This is a genomic window from Nocardia thraciensis (assembly GCF_054782435.1).
The window spans coordinates 152,355-167,178 of the sequence record NZ_BAAGSM010000051.1; the positions used below are offsets into that span (position 1 = coordinate 152,355).

Sequence of the window (14,824 nt, forward strand, 5' to 3'; positions counted from 1 at the left end):
AACGGGACAGGACCACGACTACCCGGCCACTCGCGCACCCTGATCGGGAGTTTGTGATGCGTGACATCGTCGATGACCTCATGCGGGTGTGGCACAGCGGCCGGACGGGCGGCCTGGCGACCCTGGTCCGGACGTTCGGCCCGTCCCCGCTGCCGGTCGGTTCGATGATGCTGCTGGACCCCGACGGCGCCGTCTACGGGTCGGTCTCCGACGGCTGCTACGAGTCCGCGGTGTACGAGGCCACCGCGCATTCCGCCCGCACCGGCCACCGCGAGCTGCGCCGGTTCGACAGCAGCTCCGGACTCGACGGGGGATCGGACTGCGGCACCATCGACGTATTCCTGGAGCCGTTCTCCCGTCACCACTTTCCCGAATTCGCCGAGGTCGCCAGCGAGATCGACGCGCAGCACCCGGTCACCGTGTTCACGGTGGTGTGGCATTCGGATCCCTCGGTGATCGGGCAGCACCTGGTCACCGATCGGCGTCACAACACCGAGCTGGTGTCGCTGCCGGAATCGGATGTCTTCGTCTCCTCCTACACCGCGCCGCCGCGGCTGATCATCTTCGGCGCCAACTCCTTTGCCGCCGCGCTGACGGCGCAGGGGCGGATGCTCGGATACCGGGTCACCGTCTGCGATCCGCAGGAGGTCTTCGCCGCGCCGAATTCGTTCCCCGGCGCCGAGGTGGTGGCCGACTGGCCGCACCGATACCTGAACGCGCAGGCCGCCGCCGGTCGAATCGACTCCCGCACGGCGCTGGTGGCGGCATCGCAGGATCCGAAGTTCGAGATCCCGCTGCTGACCGTGGCGCTGCGACTACCCGAGTTCGGCTATCTGGGCGCCCTCGGCTCGCACGCCGTGCACACGCGCCGGGTGGAGGCCCTGCAGGCCGGTGGGTTCGATACCGACACCCTGTCGCGGCTGCGCGCGCCCGCCGGAATCGATATCGGCGCGCGCACTCCCGCGGAGATCGCGGTCTCCGTCGCCGCCGAAATGCTAGCCGCCCGCTCCGGGGAGCCCCTGACCTCGCACACCCGCACCGCCGTTCCGGTCCCCTGAGCGCGCGCTCACCAGCCGGGGTCGAACCAGTCGCGCGCCGCGCGCCGGAACAGCAGGGCGATCACGACTATCGAACTGGCCGGGCCGAGCCAGCCGGGGGGATGTCCGGCCGTGATCGACGGCACGGTCCACAGCATGTTCAGCACGGCGAGCAGAATCGCTCCCACGCGGATGCCGCCCCCGACCGCGCCGAACCCCAGCGCCGTCAGCCCGAGCAACCAAGTCGGCACGAACGACAGCGAGGTGATCATCGCGGAACGCCCGCCGAACAGCCAGGCCGCCGACGCCGTACAGATCAGGCCGACCGCGGCCATGCCCAGCGCCACCAGCTGTGCGGCCCGGACCGCACCGGGCATCCGGTACTCTCCCGCGTCTGCGGGATCGCGCCCAGCCTCGGACATCGGTCCTCCCCTCTCGGCTGCGGGGCTGGTTGGACGCCAAACTGTACCGTGCGGTTCATACGCTCCCGGGGCAACGCGCGGACCCGCGCCGGGCGGTTATTCCAGCACATGCAGTAGCCGCTGCACCTCCCGTCGCACCGCCTCCCGGCCGGGGCCCAGGTATTTCCTGGGGTCCGACAGCGCCGGATCGGCGGCGAGCGCCTCCCGGACCGCCTGCGCCATCACGATATTCAGCCGGGTGGCAATGTTGATCTTCGTCATGCCGTGCCGGACCGCCGCGCGCAGGCCCTCGTCCGGAACGCCGGAGGACCCGTGCAGCACCAGCGGGACCGGCACCTTCCGGGCCAGCCGGGCGATCAGCTCCTCGTCGAGGACGGCCTCCCGGGTCTGCATGGCGTGCGAGGAGCCCACCGCCACCGCGAGCGCGTCCACCATCGTCGCGGCGACGAAGGCGACGGCCTCGTCCGGGTCGGTCCGCACGCCCGGAGCGTGCGCGCCGTCCTTACCGCCGACCTCGCCTAGCTCGGCCTCCACGAACACGCCGCGCTCGTGACACCACCGGGCTATTTCCGCCGTGCTGTCCACATTCTCGGCGTACTCCAGGGCGGAGCCGTCGTACATCACCGATGTGACACCGAGATCGACCGCGGCCCTGATCAATTCGGGTGACGTCGCGTGGTCCAGATGGACGGCCAGCCGAGCGGGGCTCCGGTCCGCGAGCGCGAGGCAGGCGCGGGCCAGCGGCGCCACGCCGCCGTGGTAGCCCACCGTGTTCTGCGAGATCTGCAGGATCGCAGGGCGTTTCGCGAAGGTGGCCGCGGCCGCGATGGCCTCGGCATGCTCCAGGGCGATCACGTTGAAGGCGGCCAGCCCGCCGGGCCGGGCGGCGGCGATCAGATCGGGCACGGGGCGCAGGGTCACGAGGCGGCCTCCCGGGCGGTATCGGACAGGGCGGTGACGACGACCGCGGGAGTCAGCCGATCGCGCAGCGTGCGGTCGATCTCCCCGGCCAGGGGGATGACCACGGCGGCCGCCGATGTCGCCACGGCGTCGGTGAGCAGGGCGGGCCAGTCCGGCGCCGGGTCGGCGGCCAGGGCGGCGATCACCGCGGCGGCCGCGGCATCGCCTGCGCCCGTGGGGTTTCCGGATACCGGCTCGGGCAGCGCCGCGGACCAGGCTCCGGATCCGGTGACCGCGATCATGCCGTCGGCGCCTCGGGTGGCGATCACCGCGCGCACACCGCGGTCGAGCAGCGGCCGCACCGCCGACACCACCTCCTCGGCCGTGGCCGCCGGTGCGCCCGTGAGGCGCTCCAGTTCGTCGCGGTTGGGCATCAGCACCACGCCCGGCACCTCGGCGACCATCCGCAGCGCCCGACCGTCGACATCGCAGACGGTGGGCACCCCGGCCGCCAGCGCCGTGCGAGCCAGCTGAGCCGGAACAGAGTCGCCGATACCGCCGGGCACCGAACCCGATACCACCATGCCGCCGGTATCCGGCAGCAGGCCCGTCACCCGGACCAGGAGCTGCTCGACGGCGTAGGGATCGCCGACCCGTGCGCCGGGCTCCCAGAGCGCGGTCGCGGTGCCGTCGCCGGATTCGCTGATCACGACCGTGCGCCGCACCCACGGCAGCGCGTGCACGAAGTCGACCGGCAGTTCCAGCTCGGCGGCGGACGCGAAGACGTGATCTGCGAAACCCGTTGCCCGGGAGTATTTTCCGAGCTGGTTCAGCACCCGGGTGACGTTGATCCCCTTGCCGCCGATCCGCTGCTCCACCGACAGCACCCTATGCTCCCTGCCCCGCTCGAACCGCTCCATGCGGTAGGTCATGTCGTAGGCGGGGTTCAAGGTCACGGTGAGGATCACGTCAACCACTGTCCACGGCGCAGCACACGACGCAACCCCAGGTCCGAATCCAGGACGATCGCGTCCGCCCGCAGGCCCGGGCGCAAGTCGCCGATATCGTCCAGGCCGAGCGCCGCGGCCGGGGTGGCGGTCGCCGCGCGGACCGCGGCGGCCAGGGGCACCCCGCACTCGCGCACGGCCCAGCGCAGGCAGCGCAGCAGGGTGGCGGTGCCGCCCGCGATCGAGCCCGTGGCGACGCGTGCTATCCCGTCGACGACCCGCACCGACTGCGGGCCGAGCCGGTACTCGCCATCCGCCAGCCCGGCGGCCTGCATGGCGTCGGTGATCAGCGCGACCCGGTCCGATGCCGCGGCGAAAACCAGGGCGCCGAAGCCGGCTTCGACATGCACGCCGTCACCGATCAGCTCCACGACCGCCTCACCCTGTGCGGCGACCGCCAGACCGGCCGCGACCGGACCCGGAGCCCGGTGATGCAGAGGCGGCATGCCGTTGGCCAGATGGGTGACCACGGTGCCGAATCCGTTCGGCGCCAGGGCAGACCGGAAGGCCGCGTACTCGGCATCGCTGTGTCCGAGGGCCACTACGACGCCGCGCTCGGCAAGCAGCTTCGCGGCCGCGTCGAAGCCCTGGCGCTCCGGAGCCAGGGTCATCACGCGGAGCCGCCCGCCCGCGGCCTCCAGCAGCCGCTCGAGCAATACCGGATCCGGATCCGTGAGATATCTGGGATCCTGTGCGCCACAGCGTGCTTCGGACAGGAACGGGCCCTCGATGTGAATGCCCGCGACCACACCGTCCGCGGCGAGGGTGCGCAGCGTCGCCGTCTGCGCCACCATGTCGTCCGGCGCGCCGGTCACCACGCTCGCCACCACGCTCGTCGAACCCTGCCGCTGATGGAACTCCGCGGCGGCCCGCGCCTCCTCGATGTCGGTGGTATCGAACCGATGCCCGTACCCGCCGTGATTGTGAATGTCCACCAGCCCGGGCACGATCGTACCGAGGAACGCGGGGGCCTCGGAACCACGGTGTGCCGCAGACCATTCCGGCAGTGTCGTGACGGCCTCGATGTCCTCACCCCGCACGGATACCACGCCGTCGGCGATCGAATGCGACGCCGATACGATCTGTCCGCGCACATGGAGGACCGTGCCCTCGCTCACCGCACCTGCTCGGGCGGGACTCATCCCAAAACCCCCGCGCGGGCGTAGCGCGCCGCGCCGACCAGGCCCGCTCGGACGCCGAACTCGCCCAGCACCACGCGCGGCGCGGGAGCCACGCGGAGCAATCCGGCGAGGCGGTCCCGCAGAGATCGGGTGAGCACGGTGCCCGCACCGGCCAGGCCGCCGCCGAGCACGATCAGTTCCGGGCAGGTGGCGTGGACGATGCCGAAAAGGCCCTCGGCGAGGGCGTCCACGGCGTCGTCGAGCACGGCCCGGGCGTCCGGGTCGGTGTCCAAGGCGGCGAAAACCGCTTCCGCACCGGGGATCTCGCGCCCGGTGCGGGCGCTGTAGGCGCGGGCGATGGCGGCGCCGGAGGCCACGGTTTCCACACAGCCGATATTGCCGCACGGGCACCGCGATCCGTCGCGGTGACGCACCGGGATGTGGCCGTACTCACCGGCCTGCCCGGCGGCGCCGCGCACCAGCCGCCCGCCCACCGACAGCGTGCCGCTGATGCCGGTCCCGAGGATCAGCACGCAGACGTCGTCGCAGCCGCGGCCCGCGCCGTAGCGCCATTCTGCCCAGCCCGCGACGGCGACATCGTGTTCGATCAGCACCGGAATCCCCCACCGGTCGCGAAAGCGGTTGCCCACCTTTACATCACGCCAGCTGACATTGCTGCTGAACACCGCCAGCGAGCGGGCCGGGTCGACGATGCCGGGCAGCACCACGGCCGCGCGGGCCACTCGCCGCCGCTGCGCCGCCCGCAGCTCTGCCAGCAGTTCCGCCCCGAGTTCGCCCATGGCATCGAACGCCGCCTCGCCGGAGGGAGTCGCCACGTTGCCCGAACTCAGCACGGAACCGGCCACATCGGTGATCTCGCCCTTGATCGTGGTCCCGCCGACATCTACGGCGAGCACCAGATCCGAGGGTCCGACGGTGGTCACGGCCTGCCCGTCACTCGAGGATCACCGAACGGTTCAGGCCGCGCGGCCGGTCGGGATCCAAACCCAGATCGGCGGCGCGCAGCACACACAACCGGTGCACGCGGACGAGGTCGGCCATGGGGTCGATATCGCGATGTTCGACATGCGCTCCGGTGGCCGCGATATCGTCGGCGAGGCCGTCGATCACCGGCCCGAGCGCCCACACCGCCCGGCCGGGCGCGGCGATGCTGATCGGCCCGTGCCGGTATTCGGTGGCCAGGTAGCCCTCGGTCCAGGCCTGACAGGACTCGCGCAGCTTCAGCCCGGCCTCGTCGGCCAGGGCGGCTGCGAAACCCATGCCCACGAAGCTGATCTGCTCGGCGTGCCGCACGCCCGCGACCGACTCCTCGAGGTCCTCCGCCAGTACCGCGCGGGCCTGGGCGATCACCGGGGTCAGGTCCTCGCCCAGGTGTCGGCGCAGGATCGCCAGCGTCGTCGTCGCGAATCGGGTCTGCACCACCGACCGTTCGTCGACCGCGTCGATCAGGATCGGATCGCCCAGTTCCAGCACGGGAGTTCCGGGGCTGGAACAGATCACGGTGCGCGGCACGCCCGCCGGAAGCGCGCGCATCGCATCCACCACCTCGGTGGTCGTTCCGGAGCGGCAGATCACCAGGTAGCGGTCGTAGTCGCGCCCGGTGGGGACCTGACCGGCGGGCCAGGCATCGGTCAGGCCCTGGCCCGCGGACTCGCGCAAGGCCGCGAAGGCGCGGGACATGAAAAGCGAGGTGCCACAACCGATGACGGCCACCCGCTCACCCGGCGCCGGGAGCAGCGCGGAGTGTTCGGCGGCGATCGACGCGGCGCGCGTCCAGTCGTCAGGCTGGGTGGCCACCTCGGCGGCCAGGTGGGTTTCGGGGATTCGCTCGGCTGAGGTCGGCACGACACCAGGATCGACCCGATGATCGTTCATGTCAACTTTACATTCGAAACGGTCACATTCGATCACCGGTGGCGCTAACCTCTGTGCAATCGAATCGTTCGCATCATCATCCGCGGTTCGTATCGCAGGGTGTGCACTTTGGAAAGGTTCAACTCGTGAAACGTCCACTCCGCGGCGCGTTCTCGTCGATAGCGCTGTTCACCGGCCTGGCCTTGGCGATGTCCTCCTGTGGGTTCGGCGGCAACTCGTCGGACGACTCGGATCCGAACACCCTGTCCTTCCTGGCCGCGTCCTACAGCGACGGCACCAAGGCCTCCTGGGAGCAGATTACCGCCGACTTCCACGCGCAGAATCCGGACATCAAGGTGAATGTGCAGGTGGAGTCGTGGGATTCGATCAACGACGTGGTACGCACCAAGCTCCAGTCGAAGTCGACCACCCCCGACCTGCTCAACATCGACGCCTACTCCACCTTCGCCACCGACGGCCAGCTCTACCCTGCCTCCGAGGTGGTCTCCCCCGCGGTGCTCGCCGACATCCAGCCCGGCTTCGCGAAGAACGCGTCGATCGGCGGAACCCAGTGGGCGCTACCGCTGTTCGCGTCCACCCGCACGCTGTTCTACAACACCGAACTGCTGGCCCGGGCGGGCGTCGCGGCACCACCGAAGACCTGGGCCGAGCTGACCGACACGGCCAAGCGGATCCAGGCGCTCGGCGGCGGCGTCTCCGGGTACGGCCTGCCGCTGGGCAGCGAGGAGGCCCAGGGCGAGACCTCGATCTGGACCTTCGGCGCGGGCGGGAACTGGAGCGACGGCGATAAGATCACCGTCGACACCGCGGCCAACACCGAGGGCGTGCAGGCAATGAAGTCCGTCGCCGAATCGGGTGTGACACAGCCGAATCCGGGCGCCACCGACCGCAAGGACGTCATCAACTCGTTCATCCAGGGCAAGATCGGCATGATCGAGGGCCTGCCGCCGGTGATCGGCATGATCGCGCAGAAGAATCCGGGCCTGAAATACGCGACCGCGCCGTCGCCCACCAAGTCCGGTGACCCGGTGACCCTCGGCGTCGCCGACCACCTGATGGCCTTCAAGAAGGACGGCAAGAAGACAGGGGCGATCAGGAAGTTCCTCGACTACTTCTACTCCGCCCCGGTCTACTCCAAGTTCGTGCAGAGCGAGCACTTCATTCCGATCACCACCAGCGGCACCCAGGCGATGGCCGAGGATCCGGTGGTCAAGGCGTTCTCCACCACGCTGCCCGTGGCGAAGTTCTACCCGAGCAACAATCCGAAGTGGGGCGCCGCCCAGGGCGCCATCCGCCAGCAGATGGGCACCGTCGCGCAGGGCGCCGATCCGGCCGCGGTGCTGCAGAAGATTCAGCAGGCGGCGAGTTGAGGGGCGTCGCCGTGAAATCCGGGTCCCGGTCCATGGCAACGCTCCGGGCGCTGCCGTGGATCGGCCCGGTGCTGATCCTGATCGCGGGTGTGGTCGCGTTCCCGGCGGGCTACATGCTGTGGACGTCCACGCGCACTCTGAGCGCCTACGGGCAGGATCGCGGTCCGGCCGGGTTGGCGAACTTCCGCAAGCTGTTCGCCATCGACGAGTTGGGCAGCGTGCTGCTGCACACGGTGGCGTGGGTGGTGGCGGTCGTGGTGATCACGCTCGTACTCTCGGCGGGCCTGGCGCAGTTCCTGAACAAGAACTTCCCGGGCCGCACCGCGGTGCGCATGGCGATTCTGGTGCCGTGGGCCGCGTCGGTGGTGATGACGACGACGATCTTCGCCTACATGCTCGACCCGGACGTGGGTATCGCCAATCGGTTCCTGGTCGACATCGGCGTGCTGGACCGGGGCTTCGGTTTCACCAAGGAGGCGGGCCCGGCGTTCCTGGTGGCGATCGGGGTGGCGGTGTTCGTGTCGATCCCGTTCACGACCTACACGATCCTGGCCGGGCTGCAGGCGATTCCCTCGGAGATCGAGGAGGCGGGGCGGGTGGACGGCGCGGGCGTATGGCAGCGCTACCGGCATCTGACACTGCCGCAGCTGCGTCCCGCGATCGCCGTGGCGACGGTCATCAACATCATCAACGTGTTCAACTCGCTGCCGATCCTGCAGGTGCTGACCGGCAGCATCGCGGGCTTCTCCGCCGACACCACGACCACGTTGACGTTCAAGCTGATTCGGCAGAACCAGGAGGTCGCGACGGCGGCCGCGATGAGCGTGCTGAACTTCGCGCTGATCGTCGTGATTATCGCGATCTACGTGAAACTGATTCGCCCGGCCGGGGAGGTGACGCGATGAGGGCGCCTGCTCCCGCGGCCGGAAAGAAGCCCCGGCGTCGCTGGGATCTGACCCTTGTCGGCGTCGTGATCGCGGCGATCTTCCTGATCCCGTACGTCGTGATGGTGCTCGGCTCGCTCAAGCCGCGCTCGGAGATCCTGCGGATACCGCCGACTTATCTCCCGGAGCGGTGGAGCCCCGGCAACTACTCCACCATGTGGAGCACACCGGAGACTCCGCTGTCGTTCAACATGGTCAGCACCGTGGTGATCTCGGTCTTCGCCACCGTGGTGGTGCTGCTGGTCGCCATCCCCGCCGCGTATTACACGGCGCGGCGGCGCTTTCCGGGCAAGGTCGCGTTCCTGGGCCTGGTGCTGGTGACCCAGATGCTGCAGCCGACCGTGCTGGTGACGGGCCTGATCCGGGAGTTCTTCACGCTCGGCATCAACGACACCTGGCTGGCGATGATCCTGGTGAACGCGGCATTCAACTTGTCGTTCGCGGTGTGGATCCTGCACAGCTTCTTCGCGTCGGTACCCGTGGAGGTCGAGGAGGCCGCCCAGCTGGACGGCCTGAGCAGGCTGCAGACCCTGACCAGGGTGAGCCTGCCACTGGTGTGGCCGGGCATCGTCACCGCGACCATCTTCGCGTTCGTATCGTGCTGGAACGAGTTCGCGGCCAGCCTGGTGATCCTGACCACGCCGGAGAACCAGCCGCTGTCGGTGGCCTTGACGAAGTTCATCGGGCAATACGACACGGCTTGGCAATACGTCTTCGCCATCTCTACGGTCGGCATCGTGCCCGTTGTCATCCTGTTCGCGCTCATCGAGAAACGCCTGGTCGCCGGGCTGACCGCCGGGAGCGTGAAATGACCGCTGCGGCCGATCGGTCCCAGCGCTGGAACCGGCTGCTGGAACTGCTGGCCGATACCGGACGGCTGTCGGTGGAGGAGGCTGCCGCGGTGCTCGGCGTCTCCCCCGCCACCATCCGCCGCGACTTCACCGCGCTGGCCGATCAGCAGCTGGCCACCCGCACACACGGCGGCATCGTCGCCACGTCGGTCGCCTACGAGCTGCCCGCCCGGTATCGCAGCGGCGACGCGGCCAAGCAGCGTGTCGCCGAATACGCTGCGGGACTGGTGGATCCGGCCGAGGTGGTGGGTCTCAACGGCGGCACCACCACCACGGCGGTGGCCCGTGCACTGGCCGGGCGCCCGGACCTGCCGACCTCGTCCGACAATCAGACGACCATCGTCACCAACGCGCTCAATATCGCCAGCGAGATGGTCTTGCGCCCGCAGCTGCGCACCATCTGCCTGGGCGGGATGGCGCGGCGCGAGTCCTACGAATTGCACGGCCCGCTGGCCGAACGCGCCCTGGCCGAATTGCATTTGGACACGGCCATTCTCGGCGTGAACGCGATATCGGCCGTCGGCGGCGCCCAGTGCCGCCACCTGGACGAGGCGGGCGTGAACGCCGAAATGGCGCGCCGCGCAACCCGTGTCATCGCGGTGGCCACCGCCGAGAAGCTGGAGCAGACGGCCCTGGCCCGCATCTGTCCCATCGAGGAGATCGACATCCTCGTGATCGACAATGCCGCCGAGCCCACCGCGGTGGCCGCCATTCGTGAGGCGGGGGTACGGGTAGAGCTGGTGTGAGCGAACTCGACACTTGACCATGCCGCTACGGCACAGCCGAGACTGGCGCCCGAATCGGCACACCCCGTGCCGTGGAATCGGTGCCGGAGGAGTGACGGCCATGACGAGGAGTTCCACCCACAGCCCGGAGAACGCGGACCGCGGCAGGTCCGCGCGCTCTGTCGGCCTGCGCCGATTCGGCCCGCGCCGCGCGGCTGCGGCTGCCACGGCGTTCCTGCTCGCATCGGCATTCGTCGCCTGCTCTCAACCGGCGCCCCCGGCGCACCGCCAGCCGTCGCCGGAGCTGCAGCGCTTCTACGACCAGCGATTGTCGTTCGAACCGTGCGCGGGGTACGCCACCACGACCGCCGACGAGAAGGCATTCTCCAGCAACCCGGCGTTCCAGTGCGCACGAGTGGAGGTGCCCCTGGATTACGAAGACCCGGCAGGCCGGACCGCGCGGATCGCACTGCTCAAAGCACCCGCACGCGGCGAGAAGGTCGGATCGCTGCTGCTCAACCCCGGTGGCCCCGGCGGACCGGGCTCGAGCATGGCCGCCGTCGCGTCGAAGACCTGGGCGACCAGTCCGGTCACCGAGAAGTTCGACCTCATCGGCTTCGACCCCCGCGGAGTCGGCGCCTCCACCCCGGCCGTCGACTGCTTCACCGATGCGGAAACCGACGCCGGAGACGCCGTGACCACGGTCGCCGTCGGCGCGGGCACCTGGACCGAGCAGGACACCCGCGGGCTGGTCGACCGGTGTGCCGAGCGTTCCGGCGGCCGGGATGTGCTCGCCCACGTCGGAACCCGTGACGCGGCACGCGATATGGACATCCTGCGCACGGCGCTGGGCGACAAGAAGCTGACCTACCTCGGCCAGAGCTACGGCACCCGGCTCGGCGCGGTCTACGCCGAAATGTTCCCCCGGAACGTGCGAGCCATGGTCCTCGACGGCGCCATCGATCCGCGTTCGGGGACCGTCGAACGACGGATCTCGCAATTCACCAGCTTCCAGCGGTCTTTCGACGCGATGGCCACCGACTGTGCGGCCCGACCCGACTGCCCGCTGGGTACCGATCCCGGCAAGGCCACCGAGAAATTCCAGAACATTGTCCGGCCACTGCTCGACCGGCCGGTAGCCACCGCCGACGGACGACAGCTGGGCTTCGACGACGTCTACGGCTCGGTGACCGCAGGACTGTACGACTCCGCGGCCTGGCCCGCGATCACCCAGGGCATCGCCGAGCTCGAGACGGGACGTGGCGACACCCTCGCCGCGCTGGGCGACGCCTTCGCCGGGCGCGGCCCCGACGGGCGCTACGGCAATTTCAACGAGGCGCTCTACGCGATCAACTGCATGGACGAACAGCGGCGCACCCCGGATCAGGAAACCGATCTCAAGCGCCGAATCCAGCACGCGGCCCCGTTCACCGACACCGGGCGAGGCGCCGACGGCGCCCGCGACGGCTGCGAATTCTGGCCAGCCGCACCGACACTCGACTATCCCTACGCCACCGGCATCGAGGACCTGCCCGACACCTTGACGATCTCGATCACCGGCGACCCGGCCACCCCCTATGACGGCGGCGTCAGCCTGGCTTCAGCGCTCGGCGGCTCCATGCTCACCGTCGAGGGCGAGCAGCACACCATCGCCCTGTCCGGCGCCAGCGAGTGCGTGAACGACGCCGTCGCCGGATACCTGGTCGATCTGCAGGCCCCGCCCGCCGACGCCCGCTGCACGCTACCGGCGCCGCCCAAGCCGGGCGGGTGACCGCACGGCCGCGGCACCGTCGACCGAGAGCGACCGTGGGCGGTCCATCCACGAGGTTCCAGACGGGTTCGTGCGGCACGACTGCCCCACCGACGAGTTGTGTCGTGCCCGGAGGTCGGGTGGTTGCCGTGCGACGATGGCCCGATGTTCCTGGCGGCGGAGCAGGTGGCAGGCGCGACGTCCTCGGCGATCGTGTCGTTGTTCTGGATCGCCGCGGCCGCGGTGGCCGCTCCCCTGCTCGCCCGGATGTCGCGCGGGTTCGTGCCGGATGTGGTGATCCTGCTCGTGCTGGGGATGCTGTTCGGGCCCAACGTATTCGAGCTGGCGGGTAGCGAGGGCGGCGTCGATCTCCTGAGCGAGCTGGGGCTGGGGATGCTCTTCCTGCTGGCCGGTTACGAGTTGGACCCGCGGTTGCTGCGGGGCAGGTCCGGACGGGTGGCGTGGTCGACCTGGCTGGTGTGCCTGGTGCTGGCGTGGGCGCTGGTCTGGCTGGTGGCGCGGGACGCCGGTTTCACCGCGCAAGTGGCGGTCGCGATCGCGCTCACCTCGACCGCGCTCGGCACCCTGCTGCCGATCGTGAAACAGGACGGCGTGCTCGAACAGCCTTTGGGCCGTGCGGTTCTCGCACACGGGGCGGTGGGTGAGCTCGGTCCGATCGTCGCGATGTCGGTGCTGCTGACCAGTCGGAACACCGCGGCGGCGGTGATCGTGCTGCTGCTGTTCGTGGCCGCGGCGGCGCTGGTGTGGCTGGTGCCCACGCGCCTGTTCGAGCGGTTCCCCCGCCTGGCCCGGGTCGTCACCGCGCTGGAGGGCGGGACGGCACAGTTGCCGGTGCGGGTGGTCTTCCTGCTGCTGTTGACCCTGATGGCGGTCGCGGACGAATTCGATCTCGATGTCGTACTGGGCGCGTTCGCCGCGGGCCTGATCCTGCGCAGCCTCGTCGCCGAGCAGTATCCGCATATCGAATCATCGTTGGAGACAGTGGGTTACGGCGTGCTGATCCCCATCTTCTTCGTCGTATCCGGGATGGGCATCGACCCCGCCGCGGTGGCACGGAATCCGCTCACCTGGGTGGTGTTCGTGCTCGCGATCGCCGCGGCGCGCGGGGTCCCGGTATGGTTCAGCGAACGGTTCATACCACACGGCGCGAACCTGGATTACGGTCGCGAGCGCATTCAGCTGGCCCTGTACGCGGCGACCGGCCTGCCGATCATCGTCGCGGTCACCCAGGTCGCCACGGGCGCCGAACTGATGAGCCCGGATCTGGCGTCCGCATTGGTTGCGGCGGGCGCCACCACCGTGTTGATATTCCCGCTCCTCGCCAAGGCGATCGGGCGGAACTGAAAAGTCCGCGCCCCGACCGGCTTTCGGGTGACGAGGCGGAAAACAGAACTGACGTGGGCGGCAGCGGTCCGGCCGACACCGCGCGGCGAACAAGATCACAGCGCGCCATCGAATGTCGTTGCTGATCGGAAACATTCGGCGGGCAAGATGGCGCCGTGGAATCGCTCCCACCCAAACACAGCCTCTTGGAGGCATGCCGCGGGTCCGCAGCCGAGGATCATTTCGTGCTGCGCTGTGCCTGCCGGCTGGCCGAGCTGCACGAGCAGCGGCTCGCCTCGACGCCGACCGCCGCACACGGCATCGATAGACATCGCGCCCAGTTGGTGCACGACATAGATCATTGGGTCGCAACGGAATTACCGCGCGCACGCGGCGGCGTGCGCCTACACACCGAGACGGTCGGCACCGTGATCGATCGACTGGCCCAGTACTCCGCGCTGTCGTACTTCACGCTCGCCGACGCGCCCGAATGGATGGTTCGCGACGCCTCCCGGCGGCTGTCGGAACTGGCGGCCGCCTACGACGATCTCGCCGCGGAGATCTCCGCCGGTCTATGCCGCCTACCCAACCTCAGCGGACACCACTCCTACGACCACTGACCCGAAAGAATTGCCGCCGGCGGCGCGGACTTCAGCGCCGCCGGCAGCGGGAAAATGGCCGAGCCCCGTCAACCCCGAGTCTGCCCGGCAACCTTGGCGACAACCGCAACGCCAGCTGAGAACCGCCTGATAATGCGGCCGGTCAGCGGCCCGCTTCCGTGCAGCCGGGTGGAACCAGTTGGCCTGCGAACAGGCCGTCGACCCAGGCGCTGGTGGCGGGGATGGCCAGGGCGCCGACGGTGAAATGCTCGCCGGGCATCGGGTCGAGGCGGGTGCGGGCGCCGCGTCGGCACCAGTCGGCATGCAGGTTCCGCGCCTGCTCGAAGGGAATCCAGAACTCGTGCACGCCGTGGTAGATCAGGGCGGGCGCTTTGGGGGCGATCGCGCCGAGCCGGTTGTCCGCCAGGATCTTTCGGACCATCGGATGGGCGCTCGGATCCGGTACATCGGTGAGCTGCTCGACCTTCAGTGAGGCGATCACGCCCAGTATCGCCTCGCCGCCGACGCAGATATCGCGGAAGGCGTGCGCCAACCGCCACTCGTCGTCGTTGAGCAGCGCCAGCAGCTCGGGATACTCCCTGGCGGGGCGTAGAACCTGTCGTCGAGCGGGGTCGGAAGAATGGACGCGAGTTCGTGCGGCGGGTTGACCAGATTCTCCAGGAGGTCGGCACGCGCGACCGACCGTCCCGTATCGAATACGACCGGAGTCAGCACCGATACCGCCGTCACCACCGCCGCCGCCCATATCCGGGCGACCGCCCGCCTCCTACCTGCCAAGTCCTGATCACTCCCGATGTGCCAGCACGCCGCAGCGCATCCGCCCGGTTGTCGCCCATT

General features: G+C 69.6%; 15 protein-coding genes. 8 read left to right on the plus strand and 7 right to left on the minus strand.

The features are described from left to right. Positions 1–56: 56 nt before the first annotated feature. Positions 57–1,058: an XdhC family protein gene (locus ACYVLQ_RS31520; protein ID WP_460701173.1), complete on the plus strand. Its 1,002-nt coding sequence runs from the start codon at positions 57–59 to the stop codon at positions 1,056–1,058. Between the two features lie 8 nt (positions 1,059–1,066). Here the strand turns inward: ACYVLQ_RS31520 and ACYVLQ_RS31525 are convergent, their stop codons facing one another. From ACYVLQ_RS31525 to ACYVLQ_RS31550, 6 genes are all read right to left on the minus strand, one after another. Then, positions 1,067–1,459, minus strand: coding sequence for a hypothetical protein (locus tag ACYVLQ_RS31525; RefSeq protein WP_460701174.1), 393 nt, complete (start codon positions 1,457–1,459; stop codon positions 1,067–1,069). Between the two features lie 96 nt (positions 1,460–1,555). Next, positions 1,556–2,380 carry a class II fructose-bisphosphate aldolase gene (locus ACYVLQ_RS31530; protein WP_460701175.1) on the minus strand — a complete coding sequence of 275 codons (825 nt, stop codon included), beginning with the start codon at positions 2,378–2,380 and terminating at the stop codon, positions 1,556–1,558. Continuing rightward, entirely contained in the window at positions 2,377–3,327 is a 951-nt protein-coding gene (locus ACYVLQ_RS31535; protein WP_460701176.1) for a hexose kinase, read from the minus strand. Before ACYVLQ_RS31535 ends, ACYVLQ_RS31530 begins: the two co-directional genes overlap by 4 nt. Further along, positions 3,324–4,484: an N-acetylglucosamine-6-phosphate deacetylase gene (locus ACYVLQ_RS31540; RefSeq protein ID WP_460701177.1), complete on the minus strand. Its 1,161-nt coding sequence runs from the start codon at positions 4,482–4,484 to the stop codon at positions 3,324–3,326. The genes ACYVLQ_RS31535 and ACYVLQ_RS31540 overlap by 4 nt, the downstream gene beginning before the upstream one ends. A 20-nt stretch (positions 4,485–4,504) precedes the next feature. Then, positions 4,505–5,431, minus strand: a complete 927-nt coding sequence (locus ACYVLQ_RS31545) for an ROK family protein (RefSeq protein ID WP_460701178.1) — start codon at positions 5,429–5,431, stop codon at positions 4,505–4,507. A gap of 10 nt (positions 5,432–5,441) precedes the next feature. After that, positions 5,442–6,353, minus strand: coding sequence for an SIS domain-containing protein (locus ACYVLQ_RS31550; protein ID WP_460701179.1), 912 nt, complete (start codon positions 6,351–6,353; stop codon positions 5,442–5,444). Between the two features lie 155 nt (positions 6,354–6,508). Here ACYVLQ_RS31550 and ACYVLQ_RS31555 point away from each other — a divergent pair, with 155 nt between their 5' ends. The 7 genes from ACYVLQ_RS31555 (at position 6,509) to ACYVLQ_RS31585 (ending at position 13,987) form a co-directional block, all read left to right on the plus strand. Continuing rightward, entirely contained in the window at positions 6,509–7,753 is a 1,245-nt protein-coding gene (locus ACYVLQ_RS31555) for an extracellular solute-binding protein (protein WP_460701180.1), read from the plus strand. Positions 7,754–7,785: 32 nt separating this feature from the next. Continuing rightward, positions 7,786–8,658: a carbohydrate ABC transporter permease gene (locus tag ACYVLQ_RS31560; protein ID WP_460701181.1), complete on the plus strand. Its 873-nt coding sequence runs from the start codon at positions 7,786–7,788 to the stop codon at positions 8,656–8,658. After that, positions 8,655–9,509 (plus strand): carbohydrate ABC transporter permease, encoded by an 855-nt coding sequence (locus ACYVLQ_RS31565; protein ID WP_460701182.1) that lies wholly within the window; start codon positions 8,655–8,657, stop codon positions 9,507–9,509. Before ACYVLQ_RS31560 ends, ACYVLQ_RS31565 begins: the two co-directional genes overlap by 4 nt. Continuing rightward, positions 9,506–10,294: a DeoR/GlpR family DNA-binding transcription regulator gene (locus tag ACYVLQ_RS31570; RefSeq protein WP_460701183.1), complete on the plus strand. Its 789-nt coding sequence runs from the start codon at positions 9,506–9,508 to the stop codon at positions 10,292–10,294. The genes ACYVLQ_RS31565 and ACYVLQ_RS31570 overlap by 4 nt, the downstream gene beginning before the upstream one ends. A 100-nt stretch (positions 10,295–10,394) precedes the next feature. Then, positions 10,395–12,044, plus strand: coding sequence for an alpha/beta hydrolase (locus tag ACYVLQ_RS31575; protein ID WP_460701184.1), 1,650 nt, complete (start codon positions 10,395–10,397; stop codon positions 12,042–12,044). 144 nt (positions 12,045–12,188) lie between these two features. Then, on the plus strand, positions 12,189–13,388 hold the full coding sequence (locus ACYVLQ_RS31580) for a cation:proton antiporter (protein ID WP_460701185.1): 1,200 nt from the start codon (positions 12,189–12,191) through the stop codon (positions 13,386–13,388). A gap of 224 nt (positions 13,389–13,612) precedes the next feature. Beyond that, on the plus strand, positions 13,613–13,987 hold the full coding sequence (locus ACYVLQ_RS31585; protein WP_460701186.1) for a DUF4254 domain-containing protein: 375 nt from the start codon (positions 13,613–13,615) through the stop codon (positions 13,985–13,987). Positions 13,988–14,129: 142 nt separating this feature from the next. Here the strand turns inward: ACYVLQ_RS31585 and ACYVLQ_RS31590 are convergent, their stop codons facing one another. Beyond that, on the minus strand, positions 14,130–14,519 hold the full coding sequence (locus ACYVLQ_RS31590) for a lipase family protein (RefSeq protein ID WP_460701187.1): 390 nt from the start codon (positions 14,517–14,519) through the stop codon (positions 14,130–14,132). Positions 14,520–14,824 lie beyond the last annotated feature (305 nt).